Consider the following 14,170-nt stretch of genomic DNA (forward strand, 5'->3'; position numbering starts at 1 on the left):
CCGGGAATATGCTCGTCTAACATCACCATCGGATCGGCCCTTTCAGCCTCGTCGCGATTTCGACATAGCGCCGACCGCTAGCACCGCGCCCAGCAGCACCGCCAGTGTCGCGGTACCCACCAGCGCCATCATCATGGGACGGCGGTCCGGCTCGGGCTCAGGTGGTGGTGGCCCGAGGGGGCGCGACAGATTCTCCCGCGGCGTCGGGATCGGCGGCACGTCGTAGTTCAACGCGGCCACCGGGTCAATTGCGCCGTAGCCCAGGCGGTTATCCACGACAGCGGCCGGGGAATGAGCGGTCTGCTTGATCCGGTTGATCACCTGATGGGCCGGTAGACCGGGATACTTTGCCCGGATGAGGGCGGCCAGTCCGGAAACGTAGGCCGCCGAAAAGCTGGTGCCACTCATCGGTTTGAGCGAATTGGTTTCCGCATCGTGAGTTCCGTTGATCAGGTTGCCTTCTTGGTTGACGCCCTCCACGAACAGCCCTGGTGCGCCCACACCCACCCACGGCCCGCCCACACTGATGTCCGTGCCCTGGTCATCGACGGCGGGCTGACCCTCATTGTTGGTGGCGCTGACGGACAGAACGTAGTCAGAGAACCAGGCCGGGGTGCTGATGGTCACTACGGAGTTCCAGTTGCGTGGGTCTTCGACGCTGGTGGCATCAATGTTGGGGTTCTGTGCGCACCCGGGAGTCGACGTATTGCCTGCTGCGGCAATCAGTACGGCATCCTTTTCTACGGCGGCGTAGCGCAGTGCGGCGCCAAGAGTGGTCTGGTCAACGGGCTTGAGCACAGGGATGCACGCCACGATCGACATGTTGATCACGCGAGCGCCGGTGTTGGCCGCGGCGACCACCGCCCTGGCCAAACTGCTCACCGTGCCCGCCCGGCGGTCCTCCTCCGAGGTCGCAGACGGGGCCACAGGGGTGAACATTTGCGACGACTGCCGAATCGAAATGAGCTCGACTTCCGGTGCGACGCCGACTAATCCGTCCGCTTCGGACGGGCTTGCCGCGATGATAGCCGCGACCGTCGTACCGTGTGGGTCACAGTCTTGTAGACCGTCACCGCCATCCATGATGAAGTCGCCGCCACCGCGCAGTCGGGGCAGCCGAGGGTTCGGCCAGACCCCGGTGTCAATGATCGCCACCGTGATCCCTGCTCCGCGGCCGGCGGATTCCCACAGGCGGGGCAGATTCATGAAGGCCTGCGAGCCAGGCACTGCTGCCGGGTCGGTACCGGCGATCAGCCCGGTCGCGATGCAGTCGTACTTCTGCTTCATCGGTTCGTCGGGTCGTGGCGTCCCGTCCGGAACCGCGAGCGGATCAACAACCGGCGGTGTGATCGCTGTTGCCGACGGGGCGCCAGCCAGTGGCCAGGCCGCCGCCAATACGGCCACTGTGGCCAGTACCCCCGCGCGTTGGCCGATCATCACATGTTCCTCGCGAGGTAGATCAGGTTCAGCAGCCAGATCGCCATCGGGGGGACGACCACGATCAGCAGGTACTCGATCCATTCGATGACCTTGCGGAAGACAGGTGAGAACACCTTCGCGGGCACGACCGCTGCGGCGATCAAGCCGGCCACACCGAGGCCGAGCACCACTGCCGCCGCGATGTAGACAGTGAATGTGCTCTCGCCGGCGAGAGCGTAGTTCGCGGCCGTGATGAGCACCATCAGTAGCCCGGTGGCCACCACAATGATGGATTGCTCCCGGCTGGCGAAGGCCCGGCCGCGCATCACCAGAACGGCGGCCAGCACGCCGATGTATACCGTGGCCAGCCACCAGCGTCCCTGCCCGGGTATCACCGCCCAGATCGAGCCGCCCACAAAGAAGACTCCGACCGTGACCAGTAGGGCGGTCAGGTAGATGTTCGCGGCCTCAGCCGAGCGCCGAAGTTGCTCCACGGTCGGTGTGCCCTGATGTTCGGCAGCGACCAATGCCTCGGCGGCAATAGCATCGGCATCGGCGAAGGTGTCTTTGCCGGTGACGGTCGGAAACGGTGGGATCGGGATACCCGCCATCCGTGCCGCCAGCTTGGGCGCGCCGGTGAGGACGAAAAGGTTGACCGCCAGCACCGCGACCGAGAGGTTCTGCAGTGAAACTCCAGTCAGCGCGTAGATCGCAGCCAGTATCGCTGTGGCGGTACTGATGAGAACGGTGGCCGAGACCACGATCCGTGGGGCCGGACTCAACCGCCATAAGGCCGCCGCCACGGTCGCTGTGACGACCGCTGCGAGCACGAGGTGCCACGCCCCGGGATAGCCAGGAGTCACCATCACCGCTGCTGCCGGGCAGGCGATAAGCACACCGGAGAGCCACATCGCCGTCGCGGTCACCGAGTCTTGAGCCCGCCACCACACCAACGATCCGACAACCAGGAGCACCACTGCCAGCCCCGCGGCCGCGACACCGGGAATCAGGTTCCAGTCTTGACCGCTGTCCAGGTTGCGCCACCAGGCCAACCCCAATAGTGCGGTCACTGCCGCGACAGCTGCCGCCACCACCACCCCGGCCACGCGGCGCGCAGTCTCAGCGGTCACCACCGAATGCTGCTGCTGATTGAGTACCGCCACTGCTGAGGAGGGGGACTCGAAGATCGGGGTGAACTCGACTTCGGCGTCGATGATGTCGAGCACCAGCAGCTCGCCATCACGCACACCTTGCTGCGTCAGGCTCTGGGTACGGTCCAAGGGCTGCCCACTGATCAGCGTCATCCGCACCACGCCGGGGCTGATCATGCGCTCGTCATCGGGCCTGCGCATCCCGTCTTCGTTACCCTCACGGGTCAGTAGGACGCGCACCAGCGAATCAGCGACAGCGGCCACTGGCGAGCTGGCAGGCAACGTGAGATCGTGCTGGCGGCCTTCAAAGAGCACCGCCACCCGTACCTGTTCGGCCAGCCGTACTCGTTCGGCAGCGACCGTCCCGACTGGGTAATTGTCGGTCACCGCAACGTCAGTTGATGTCATCGCCGCTCCTGCCCATGCTCATGGCCAGGTGTCGGCCACTGCGGCCGATACCCCGGATCTTTGTCTGCCGCGCCTGCGAAGCCGTCGACAATCGAGGCCGCTGTTTCGATGAACGCCCGCTGGGTCTGCGGTGCGAGCCGATCGAAGTTGATGGCCGTGGCATCGCTGAGATGCGGGTCGTAGGGAATGTCATGGACTGCCCGCACCGCTCGCTCAAACCCTTCATGCAGATTGCGTACAGCCTTGGTGGGAGTGACCTTGTTGACGTTGCTGACGACCATGACCGCCGACCGCACCAGATGCGGATAACCGTGCTGCATAAGCCAATCCAACGTCTCGCGGGCAGCTTCGGCCCCGTCGTAGCGCGTGGTGGTGGGAATCACCACAACGTCTGCCATCGACAGCACAGCGGCAATCACATCGTCACGCATCTGATTTCCGCAGTCGAGCAACGCGATCGGGTACTGCCGAGACAGGCGTTGCCACGTCATCGCCAGCGCGTGACCGGTGATCACCTCGTCGCCAGGATCGCCCGCAAGAACCTCCAAACCGGAGGAACTATCCTTGCCCAAGTAGTGCCGAAAATCACTGTAAGAGTGCAGATTCTGATCCATCAACAAACCGCGCCACGTTCCCGTGCTCGGCTCATTGATCCGCTTCGCGAGGTTACCGCTGGCTGGATTGGCATCGATGGCCACCACCTTGTCGTCGCGGTAACGCGCCAGCGCCGCACCGATGCCGACGGTGGTGGTGGTCTTGGACACCCCACCTTTCTGTTGCAGTACCGCGATCGTGTACGTACCCCGAAGATTGACCGTCAGACGTCGCCGCAGATCATTCCATTCACGCTCAGCAGGACTGAGCCCCAAGTTGATCCGCGTCGTCTGATACACCTTGCGCCGCCACCCACGCTCGGGAACCTGCTTGTATGGGGTGACGAAATCGGCTTCTCGGACCTGAGACTGCATGGCGCCCACCGACTCATGGCGCTGTCCGGGCCCACCCAGTGGGCCAGGGCGGACCGCGGGCGGGGGCGGGGTCTGCGGAGCCGGCCCGCCCGGATAACCGGCGGGAGGTCCCGACTGCCAGTCCGGCCGTTCGGTCGGCCCTGGACGCGCCGAACCACCGTGTGGCTCGTAGGGTCCCGGGGGCGGCGGGGTAGGCATGTGCCGCGGAGCTGGGTCCGTGTACCCGCGCTGGGAGCCGCTGTAGGCGTCTGCATTACCGGCGGCGTGCTGATAACTGGGTCCCGGCGGCTGAGCGTGCCGCGCTGTCGACTGATCACCAGGTTGCCGCGGCGTCGGGTACCCGGCCGGCGGTGGTGCTGTGTGCGGGTCGGGTGGCCGGTGGGTGCTGTCGTATCCGGGGTCAGCTCCCCAGGGCGGCGGGGCGCCCGCCGCCGGGGGCGCGGGCTGCGCGGCTGCCGGGTATCCACTGTCGTATTCAGCGCCAGCTATCCACGGTGGGGTGCTCGCCTGCGGGTACGCGGCGTGGCCACCATCGAATCCGCCCGTTGGCGGGAGCGGTGGTGCTGGGTAGGAGGTGTCCGGTGGTCGGTGGGTGCTGGTGTACCCGGGGTCAGCGGTCGGCGGTGGGGTGCTCGTCGCGGGCGCGGGGTACGCGGCTGCTGGGTTTCCACCGTCGAATCCAGCGTCGGGCATGCTCGGTCCCGGAGTGGGCGGCGCGGCCTCTGCCCCGAAAGGATCAGCTTGCGGGACAGCGCTTCCCCCGTTGAGGGGCGGATCGCCGCTGTCGTCACGTGCATCGTCGTTGGACGGCAGCGGAGTCGCCGGGTCGTCCCCGGTGGCGGGCGTACCCGTCGGCTGTAGATACTGGCTGAAAAAGTCCTGATCGCTCACGGGCTCTCGATTCTCCTGCGCCACTAGTGGCCTACCTCCTGGAACTGCTTCATAACAGTACATGATTAATCACTTTTGGTCACCACGTAAACATATGATTTGACTGATTTATGTGGTGACGTTTCGGCGGCACGGCCACGGCTGAGGATGGCGCTCTTAACGCCGCGGCGTAGGCGTAGCTGACCAGTCCGCCAGGCCGACCGTAGACATCACCGACTTGAGCGCTGAGAGGATCGCCGCGTCTGACCCCGGCGCAATCAACGTCCACCAGGAGCCACTCTCGCTACGAACCGGTCCGCTGACGACCCTGCCTGCACTGGTATCGGTAACCGTTGCTGCTGTCTTGCTGACCTGCATTTGATGGTTGCTGCCGTGGGTCACGACGACCATCGACAACTCCATGACCGGGTGATCGGCTGCCAGCGTGACGATGCGATGTTGGTCGGCATCCATGCCGAGGCGGCCCAACGCCACCATCGGACTGTGCTCGCCGCGCAACACCTGCGCCAAGCTGCTCAGCAAGTCCGCGGTCGGGACGGTAACCGCGTTGAAGGACGCCGGCGCCACGACTGGACCGCACAGCGGGAGCACGCGTTGCACCAAGCCCGCGAGCGTCATGCCCGGGCCCAAGCTTTCCACCGTGACGTTCTCCCCGTGCCGCGCGGCGGCGACCGTCACATCACCGCGGCGGGCAATCGCTACCCGTAGATGCTCGCCGCCGCGGTGGACCAGACACGACAGCACCACATCGGGATTGCCCAGTGTTTCCATCCACAACTTCACCTGCGGGTGCACGGCATCGCCATCGAACAGGACGCCCGCCTCGTGGAGCACCGCATAGCCCGGGTGACTTTCCGGCACGCCGCATTCACTCACAAACGGCCGACACACGAGCACTGCGGGCAACGTCTCGACCGCACACAATGCCTGCACCAGCCAGAGCCCCTCGGCGGTGATCTCCAAGCTTGTCGCCGGCTGTGGTCCCGCCGCACGCGGACCCGGACGCCCTACAAATGCTGTCCCGCCCATGGTTCTTCTCCCCGTTGTGAACGATCTTCTTGCATACTGCGCTCAAAGCACTCGGCCCGGCCTGCCGACAGAATCGCCAGACCGGGCCGAATACCCGTCACAGGAGGTGGATGGCCACCTATACGTACTGCGCCTTGATGCTCGCGTCTTTGGCGACCATTCCGTCCGCACCGGTCAGCAGGGCGGTCTCAGCCTCGTTGAGCTTGCCGCTCAAGGCATCGACCATGGTGATGGCTCGGGTGTAGTTCTCACGGAAGGCGTCGCCGCCGCCGCCCTGGAATGACGCCTCGGTCAGGGCCTTCAACTTGTTCGCTTCGGCGGCGACCTCGGCCGTCAGCGTCTTGCAGGCCGCGATCTGCTGAGCGCAGTCCTGAATCATCGGGACGTTGTATTCGATCAAGCTCATGATGGTGCTCCTCTACGTTGATTCCTGGATGTGGATGCCGGTCAGACGCTCATGGCGTCGATGGCACTGAGGCCGGCAGCGGCGTCCTCATCGCCTTCCTGCAGGCTGGTCTTCGACACGCCCATCTTCTGACCGTGTTCTTCCTGCATGAGCGCCTGCTGGTTGCCCATGGTCTGCAGGTCTTCACCGACCCGCATCAGCGCAGCCTGGCCAGCACCTTTGAAGCCCGGTGCGACGGCTTCGAGTGCCGATCCGAGCTGCTGCACCATCGACTGCAACCGGTCCTGCTTCTCAAAGAGACCCTGCTGGGTGGTCTCCATGAGCTCCATATCGCCGGAAATCGTCATGTCCTGGTAATCCTTTCGTCAACGGCTACAGCCCTTTTCGGGGTGTGTCGCCTGCATGTCTGTCGAGAATGTGTTGTGCCCGCAACTCGCTCAGGGCACCCCCTTGCCCCCGGCGCTGGCAGTCAGCAGACCACCACCTCCGGTAATCACCGGTATCGAGTCGGTGCCGGTGTAGAGGTTCGACGCCGCCGCCATCACAGTGGCGCCGTCGACCTGCTTCTTCTCCGAATCCTGCTGATTGGCGGCCCCTGCCGCGGCGGCCCCGTGGGCCATCGGTCCCATCATTCCGCCGCCACCCATGCTGGCCGGCATCGTTGTCCCAGATCGCACCTGCTCGATGCGCGAGCCCGAGTCAGCGCTGACTGGGGTCGCCGCGCTTACCGAGGACGCCCAGGAGCCGGGACTGCGCAGCGCTGAGGCGGCCGACATGGCCCCACCCATCCCGCCGCCCCCGCCAGCGCCGCCGAGCGAGGCCGCGACCGCACCCCCGGCCTGCGGCGTCTGGGTCACCCAGTCCGCGTCGCCTGCGGAGAAATCAGCTCCCAGATCATCCGGTGACACATTCAACGATGACGCAAGCGAACTGAGCTGGCCGAATGCTTGCTGCGGCAGCTCCGTGATGCTCTTGAGCGGCCCGCCGCCACTGAACGCCGACAACGCCTGCGTCGGCATACTCAGAAGCTGCGGAAACAGCCCAGTCGCGGTCTCCATCATCTGACTGGGATCGGCGGACTGCGCGCCTGGCTGAGAGCCGCCGCCCGCCGCACCGACGGTGCTCGGCGGTGGTGGCGGTATCGGCGGTATCGCCTGCACCCCCGCCAGGGATGCTGCCTCGTAGGCCGACTTGTTGGCCGAGCCCCGCATCCACATCTCGGTGTACTGGCCACGGTTGGCGACGATCAGCGGAGTCAGCATCCCTAGAAAATTCGCCCCGACCAAGGCCATATGCTCGCTCTGATTGCCAACGACCTCACCCGGATTGGGGGTCGCTGCCCGCAGCGTCTCGAAGGCGTCCCCGGTGGCCATGATGCTGGCAGAGGCGTGGTTGAGCATGGTCGCCACCGTCCCCAGCCACACAAGATGCGGGACATGGGCCAACCTGGCGATCTCGCCTGTGGCGGACGGCCAACTGACGGACATCGCGGCTTCCACGGCCGCATGCCCGCCCAACATGCCGATGATGGCACCGGCCAGCGCTTCGAGTTGCGCGGCCGAGGCGAAGAACGAGGCAGCGGACGGTCCAAGCCAAAAGCCCGCCGACGTAGTTTCCGGCGGTTCAGCTTGATAGGCCCCCGGTGGCATAGTCGCGCTCCCCGTCTTCCCTGCCTGGGCCCTACAGGACCGCGTTCATCAACACGGCGTTGGCCGCATCCTCGAGCGAGGTCACCGTGCCCGCCACCGAGTTCGCGACACCGTAGAGCGCTTGCATCGCCGACGCCCCGGCCAGGACCGCCGACACCTCCGCGCTGTACGCGGCGATTTTCGCCGCGTTGGTCGCCGAAATCTCCTCCAGCCCCGGCGGCACGACCGCCGCGGCCGCGGCCGCCTGCGCCGTATGGCCGGCAGCTTGAGCTGACAGTCCTGCGGTGGCCGCCGCGGCGGCGGCAAGACCGACCGGATTGACTACTACTGACGTCATGGACGCCTCCCCTAACTAATCAAGACTCCTGCACGATAACACAGGAATAGTCACTGCGTACACATGAAGTGAACAGTCCCCGTGCCTGTTGACTTGTTTGCCAGCCATACACGCGACTGGCCTGCCTCTTTGATACCACCACGATTTGACGACGTTGTCATGCGCGAATTTCCACCGCTCACCATTCATCGCCATGAGCGATTGGGCTGTAGCCCTCCGGTAGCGGCGGGGTAGCCACCTGGATCACTTGACGGCCACCCTTGGGATAGACCAACTCGCCGCGCCCGGGCGACCTCGGGGCGGCGCGGATACCGGCAACAATCGGCCCATCGTCTCGGGCACCATCAAGGATCAGCACACCCGCCCCGGCGGCGCTCATCCCGGAGATGATCTTGTTGCCACCCGTGGTGGACATCCAATTCTTCACCGATGAGGCGACAAGAAGGTGAAGCCCAATCTGTCGCCCCCGCGAAACAGCCTGCTCTAAGGGAGCCACCAGCGACATCGAGCTGTACCCCGGAACATTGAGCAGCGTGAAGTCGTCAATCACGATGAAGTAGCGCGGGCCATTAAAGCGCCAGCGCGCCTTCTGTTCGGGGCTGGCATCCGCCGGCGGGGTACGCTCGGCGAACTTGGCTGCGAGCTTCTTGGCTGCTTCGCCGATTTCCTGAGCATCGGAGCTGTAGAACGTCAAGTAGGCCGGGTCGATGAACGCCCCCAGCTCCAGGCCGACGTCGAAGGCAATGATCTTCGCGGCCTCAGGAGTGAAACTGTGCTGGATTGACGTGATGAGGGTCTTGAGCACCGTAGTACGACCCGATTTCGCGCTGCCCACGGCGTAGAAGTGTGGGCATTCAGCCAGGTTGACACCCACCGTAGCCAGCGCGTGCTCACCAATCCCGAGTTTCAACGTCCCGCGCGGCACATCATCGAGTTCGACGTAACTCACCTCAGAAGGCAACGTCGGCAACGTCGGGGCAGGGGCCACGCCGAGAGCACTCCAGCGCTGCGCGATGAGCGCGCACGTCTGTTGGACCGCATCTTGGCCGTAATCAGAGCCGACCGGGGAGAGGACCGTTGACGACACTGGCACCCCTGCCAGGAAGTGCAACGTCTTGCCGGCGTCCTTGATCAGTCCCCGGCCTGGCTGATCGGGCACCGCCGCGGCCATCTGACGATCACCGGCCTCGCTCTGAGTGTGTTCCTGTACTCGCATCTCGACGCGGGTGCCGCACTTGTCCTTGAGGGTCAGATTCGCTGTCGCCCACTGGTCGTTGGTCACGAGTAAATGAATGCCGTAGTTCAGTGCCGAGCCTGACCCGAGTGCGACGATCCGGCCGTGCAGATCTATGTCCTGCTGTTTGAGCCCGGGGAGATTGTCCACGAGCAGGAACACATCGCCATGACCGTCGTCGGGGACTTCGCCGGGCTTGCCGGCGAACTTCCGCGCACGAAATTCTTCCAGATCGCACCCCGCGATTTCCCAGCTGCGCACCCGGTCCCTGAGAATCCGCTCGACCTCACTGACCACCCGGGCGACCTTCTCCGCGTTGCCCTGGCCCGCGATCCCAGCTACGTGCGGCAACCCTGTTAACGCGTCGAGTCTGCCGCCGCCGAAATCGACGCCGTAGAACTGCACCCGTTGCGGACTGTGCGAAATCGCCAGGGATGCGACGATCGTCTGCACTGCGGTCGACTTCCCGCTCTGCGGTGCTCCGACCGCCATCACGTTGCCCTGAGCCCTGGACAGGTCCGCCACAACCAAGGCCTGGCTGTGAGCAAACGGATCATCGGCCCGGCCGTAGGGCACCCGCAAACCGGCGTCCGCGGTGACATCCAGCCAGTCCCGGCCCCAGAACTCCTGAGCCATCTCGTCCAACGGGATCGCTGGAATGTCTTCCAGCGGAGGCAGATACATCCGGTGCATCGGACGGCAGGTACGGCCTGCTTCGGCCAGTCGCCCGACCAGAGTCGAGACCACCGTCGGGGAATCGACGTCTGTCTCGGCCAAGGCCTGTGCTTCGGCCTGCTCTTGAGCGGCGCGATCATCCTCGTCATCGACTAACTCGATGTCGATCGGCAAGGAGTGCACGCCGGCATCGAAGCGGTGCGCGTCGATGAACTGGCCCTCTTGGCGTCGACGCTGCGCCTTGCCCACCACTGGCGCAATGAAGGGCGCTGACACGTAAAACGACCGGAACAACTGATGTTCGTCCTCGTGGACCAAGAAACCGGTACCCACCGGCGCCCCGATCAGGTCGGTGTACGCCTTCGGCGAACCGATCGCCTGACGCGACTGCCCGGCGTCCTTGAGCTTCAATCCGATCGAGTAGGTCTGCTGGCTGATCATTCCGGCCATGCGACCGGACTCGACTCGCTGGGATGCGTTGAGAATATGCATCCAGAGCCCGCGACCCTTGCGCGCCACCGTGTCAAACGTTCCGGTCAGCGCGGGCCGGATTTTCAGCAGCTCGGAGAACTCGTCCAGCACGATCAACAGAGCGCCCAGCGGCTCCAGTTCCGGACGCGTCGTCGCCCGCGCCCGTTCATAGTTGCGGACATCCTTGTACCCGGCGGCCTTCAAGATTGTCTCCCGACGCACGACCTCACCGTTGAGCATGTCCTCCAGGCGATCCAGTCGGGACGAGGATTCTTCGAGGTTGGAAATGACACCCTGAACCTGAGGCAAGTCAGCCAGCGCCATCATCGCCGTCTCACCCTTGAAGTCGCCCAGAATCAGCTGCAGCACTTCGGGATTGTGCGTCATGGCCAACGCCAAAATGAACGCCACCAACGTCTCGGATTTCCCCGAGCCGATCTGACCGGTCAACATGCCGTGCGGACCCATGCCGCTTTCATCGGACTCTTTCAAGTCCAACCACACCGGCTTGCCGGAGGTCGGGTTCTTGCCCAACGCCGCCCGCAACCTGTTCTGCACAGTCATCTTCGACCACAACGTGTGCGGATCCCATTGTCGGGCATCCGCGATCTCGAAGAAGTCCAAGAAATCCTGGCCTGCCCGAGCATCAGCGGCCCGCTCAGCCAGCAGACGTGTCGCAGCATCTTCACGCTCGAAACGCGATATCGCCCGAGCAAAAACCTCGAACTCCACCTGCGACATCACGTCCGGCTTTGCGGCGAATTTGAGACCCTTGGCGTACCGGCTAGACACCTCGGTCATCACAGCACCTCCTCGGCGCGCAGCAAGCTGGCCTGGTCATCAAGGACGAATGCTGTTGCCGAGGTCGCCAATGCTGAAAACGTATCTCCGGTGGCCTCCAACACACACAAACCGGCGAACCCCATCGCGTCTACCGGCTCACCGAGGTCACCGCTCTTGAGCACCCCGAGCAGTGGAGCGCAGTTGGCCCCCGGCAAGTCCACCACTACCACCATGTGATCGTCGGGAGGGGGCATCCCCTCCATGCGGGCTGACCACGGACCCTTTGATTGCAGCGCAGTTCCATGCCGATCCATAAACTCACCCACATCTGAATAGATCATCCGCACCGGCCCGGAGGCATCAACGAGAACCGGATCACCCACGTGGGGAAGCCATTTAGCGCCCTGCCAGGCCGCCTCGTCATCACTGATGATCGCCAATCGCACCACATCCGGACCATGGAACGCGCACAGCTGGCAGACCATCGCGCGAAGCAAACCCTGAACGATCGGGCGCTGATCATCCTCGGCGGTAAAGAACGACCACCCCATCTGGTCGAACAAATGCAGCGGCCGAGCTACGTCATGGACCACATTCTGTGTCAGCAAGAAATCGCGGGCGGCAATTGCCGTGGCCGTCTCCCGAAACTCTGGCGGCGGAACCTTCTGGGGAGGAAGTATTTTCGTCCTCAGGCGTGTTACGCCGACGCCGATACGCACATGCCCGAAGTTCCGGTCATTCGGGGAGCGCTCCCACATTCGGGCTGTGCCGACCAGAGTTAACAGCGCACCCTCAGAGGGGTTGGGATGGTGGTAGGCGATCTCGCGGGCCTGCGCCCGGGCACCCTCATGGACATCTTCACGCAACTCATCGAGAGTGCGCGCATAATCTACCCGGCTGGCCGCCAATGCCGCCGGTCGTGCCTTCTCATTCTGCCCGCCCCCGCGGTTGCGCATCATCATGAACACCGACATCAGCATGATCGGCAGAATGAACAGGCCGCCCATACCCATCGTGCGCGCTCCGCTGCGGATCATGATGACCAACAACGTCACCACGGCGATGACGAACACCAAGATCCACACCCACATGGGCGGGCGAGACTGCGGCGGACGCACCAATTCAGCCAGCTCGGGCAATGTCAGGCTGCGCTCACCAAGCTCCGGCGAGCGCACCTTCTCCTTATCGAATCCCTGCTTGGTCATTACGGTCAGTTCCCCTCGCTCTGCAACCGCTGGCCCGGAATGTTGATCACCGTGTCCCGCTCCACACGCGCCGCCTGCTCCGACAACAGTGGGCCCGCCGGCAGCCATCGGATCACCGTCCACGGAGCCCGCGTCGGCGTCGTGTCCTTCAACCCCAATGCCTGCTGCGTGGAATTGCCCTGCCCCGCAACATCAATCCCGAACCGAACCCCGGTATCGCCGATCCACCACAACGACTCACGACGCGGCGAGTCTGGCTCCACACCCGTGACCTGAACAAAATTCGCGCTACCCGAGCCCAGATAGACCGCATCGGCAGCATCGTTGGCCTGTCCAGAGACCATCCGCATCACCTTGGGCTCCTCACTGACCGGGATAGGTAGCCGACGCCCCGAGACCGTCCTCACGCTGGCCTGCGCCTCATTGGCGTCCTTGCTCCACACCACGCACGTGACAGGCTCCACCGCCTTGTCCAACAATGTCAGGGGACCCCGGGGATACTTCGAGACATCGAAGCCCACCGCCTGAGGCGCGTCAGCAACAATGTGCGGCGCCGCTTCAAGCACCCGGCCCTGACCAGACGGGTCGGCGTTGCTCAACATCAACGCCACCGTTTCGGGAATCAGCTGCATGCCAGCAGGCAAGGCCACAAAGAACTGCTGCTGCCCATCAGCGGACACCGAGCGCACCACCGACCCCGACACGACTGGCAGCTGCGTCGTGGCGTACCCGACAGGCCCGCCAGGATTGGGCACCGCCGGAACCCGCAAAGGCGCAGTAGGAATCAAAGCCTCAAACAGAGCCTTCGACATCGGCGCGGGCCGCACACCACCGGCCTGAATACCTAGTGCCAACATGACCGGACGATCAGCGAGGTCGATCAACGATCGGTGGCCATCGGTCACCAGATACACCGAGCCGCCATAGTTCATCAGCACCGCCTGCGGTGAATGCATCTCGTGCGACCAATCACCCAACTCCAAGTCGCCGGCGAGCACCGTGACCGAGGGCTTACTCTGCGGTCCACCAGAGCCCAACCTGTCGCACAAACCCCACCCGGTGGTCTGCGGGGTGCGCGGAGCCAAATCATTAGGGGCGCCGATGATCCCGACCATTGGACCCATCGGACGGTCCTCGATCTGCGCCATCGGTACCAGCTTGGGAGACGCATCCTGGCCCAGGATCAGACGGGCCGACGCCAAATTGTGCACTGGGTGCATCGTTCCGCCGATATCGACATACAGGGCCCCACTGGCGCGATCGGCCACCAGCTTGGACTCCCCGATCTGGCCTGCGGGCCGCAGCCACGCCAACACAAAACACACCCCGAGCGCCAGCGCGGCAATCACCACACCCACCAGGGTCGACGCCCCGTAGTTCTTCGACGGATCGTGCACCAGACGCACCGAATGCCGAGCCACCGCGACCGCCATCCGATGCCACAGAAACCGCCACGCGGCGACCTGCTCCAACGAGGCATACGTCAGCCCAGTGCCACGCCGCCGCGGCGGCCGCTGCTTCTCAGATTCGTTCGATCCCGCCAC

The 14,170-nt window shown here is 64.4% G+C and carries 11 protein-coding genes; all 11 read right to left on the reverse strand.

What is annotated here, in order from left to right; genetic code table 11:
* Window positions 1-42: 42 nt before the first annotated feature.
* The 11 genes from mycP to eccB all read right to left on the reverse strand — a co-directional run bounded on the left by mycP (window position 43) and on the right by eccB (window position 14,170).
* Entirely contained in the window at window positions 43-1,437 is a 1,395-nt protein-coding gene (gene mycP / locus ACNUDN_RS31820) for a type VII secretion-associated serine protease mycosin (RefSeq protein WP_419125708.1), read from the reverse strand.
* Window positions 1,437-2,978, reverse strand: coding sequence for a type VII secretion integral membrane protein EccD (gene eccD / locus ACNUDN_RS31825; RefSeq protein ID WP_419125709.1), 1,542 nt, complete (start codon window positions 2,976-2,978; stop codon window positions 1,437-1,439). Before eccD ends, mycP begins: the two co-directional genes overlap by 1 nt.
* Entirely contained in the window at window positions 2,975-4,900 is a 1,926-nt protein-coding gene (locus ACNUDN_RS31830; RefSeq protein WP_419125710.1) for a nucleotide-binding protein, read from the reverse strand. The genes eccD and ACNUDN_RS31830 overlap by 4 nt, the downstream gene beginning before the upstream one ends.
* 93 nt (window positions 4,901-4,993) lie before the next feature.
* Window positions 4,994-5,866, reverse strand: a complete 873-nt coding sequence (locus tag ACNUDN_RS31835; protein ID WP_419125711.1) for an ESX secretion-associated protein EspG — start codon at window positions 5,864-5,866, stop codon at window positions 4,994-4,996.
* A 118-nt stretch (window positions 5,867-5,984) separates the two neighbouring features.
* Entirely contained in the window at window positions 5,985-6,272 is a 288-nt protein-coding gene (locus ACNUDN_RS31840; protein ID WP_419125712.1) for a WXG100 family type VII secretion target, read from the reverse strand.
* A gap of 41 nt (window positions 6,273-6,313) precedes the next feature.
* Window positions 6,314-6,619: a hypothetical protein gene (locus ACNUDN_RS31845; RefSeq protein WP_260758414.1), complete on the reverse strand. Its 306-nt coding sequence runs from the start codon at window positions 6,617-6,619 to the stop codon at window positions 6,314-6,316.
* A gap of 90 nt (window positions 6,620-6,709) precedes the next feature.
* Window positions 6,710-7,921 carry a PPE domain-containing protein gene (locus tag ACNUDN_RS31850; protein ID WP_260758413.1) on the reverse strand — a complete coding sequence of 404 codons (1,212 nt, stop codon included), beginning with the start codon at window positions 7,919-7,921 and terminating at the stop codon, window positions 6,710-6,712.
* 31 nt (window positions 7,922-7,952) lie between these two features.
* A complete protein-coding gene (locus ACNUDN_RS31855) occupies window positions 7,953-8,258 on the reverse strand; it encodes a PE domain-containing protein (RefSeq protein ID WP_260758412.1) in 306 nt (101 codons plus the stop codon).
* Window positions 8,259-8,436: 178 nt separating this feature from the next.
* The gene (eccCb, locus tag ACNUDN_RS31860) at window positions 8,437-11,439 is read right to left on the reverse strand and encodes a type VII secretion protein EccCb (protein ID WP_419125713.1); all 3,003 of its coding nucleotides are present in this window, start codon (window positions 11,437-11,439) and stop codon (window positions 8,437-8,439) included.
* On the reverse strand, window positions 11,439-12,626 hold the full coding sequence (locus tag ACNUDN_RS31865) for a cell division protein FtsK (protein WP_260758410.1): 1,188 nt from the start codon (window positions 12,624-12,626) through the stop codon (window positions 11,439-11,441). The genes eccCb and ACNUDN_RS31865 overlap by 1 nt, the downstream gene beginning before the upstream one ends.
* 5 nt (window positions 12,627-12,631) lie before the next feature.
* Window positions 12,632-14,170, reverse strand: coding sequence for a type VII secretion protein EccB (gene eccB, locus ACNUDN_RS31870; RefSeq protein WP_419125627.1), 1,539 nt, complete (start codon window positions 14,168-14,170; stop codon window positions 12,632-12,634).

Origin of the sequence: Mycobacterium sp. smrl_JER01 (assembly GCF_048513595.2) — a bacterium.
Lineage (GTDB): Bacteria > Actinomycetota > Actinomycetes > Mycobacteriales > Mycobacteriaceae > Mycobacterium.

Excerpts from the sequence above, each read along its gene's own strand:
- mycP (WP_419125708.1), bottom strand. The coding sequence starts at position 1,437 with ATGATCGGCCAACGCGCGGGGGTACTGGCCACAGTGGCCGTATTGGCG.
- eccD (WP_419125709.1), bottom strand. The coding sequence starts at position 2,978 with ATGACATCAACTGACGTTGCGGTGACCGACAATTACCCAGTCGGGACG.
- ACNUDN_RS31830 (WP_419125710.1), bottom strand. The coding sequence starts at position 4,900 with ATGTACTGTTATGAAGCAGTTCCAGGAGGTAGGCCACTAGTGGCGCAG.
- ACNUDN_RS31835 (WP_419125711.1), bottom strand. The coding sequence starts at position 5,866 with ATGGGCGGGACAGCATTTGTAGGGCGTCCGGGTCCGCGTGCGGCGGGA.
- ACNUDN_RS31840 (WP_419125712.1), bottom strand. The coding sequence starts at position 6,272 with ATGAGCTTGATCGAATACAACGTCCCGATGATTCAGGACTGCGCTCAG.
- ACNUDN_RS31845 (WP_260758414.1), bottom strand. The coding sequence starts at position 6,619 with ATGACGATTTCCGGCGATATGGAGCTCATGGAGACCACCCAGCAGGGT.
- ACNUDN_RS31850 (WP_260758413.1), bottom strand. The coding sequence starts at position 7,921 with ATGCCACCGGGGGCCTATCAAGCTGAACCGCCGGAAACTACGTCGGCG.
- ACNUDN_RS31855 (WP_260758412.1), bottom strand. The coding sequence starts at position 8,258 with ATGACGTCAGTAGTAGTCAATCCGGTCGGTCTTGCCGCCGCCGCGGCG.
- eccCb (WP_419125713.1), bottom strand. The coding sequence starts at position 11,439 with ATGACCGAGGTGTCTAGCCGGTACGCCAAGGGTCTCAAATTCGCCGCA.
- ACNUDN_RS31865 (WP_260758410.1), bottom strand. The coding sequence starts at position 12,626 with ATGACCAAGCAGGGATTCGATAAGGAGAAGGTGCGCTCGCCGGAGCTT.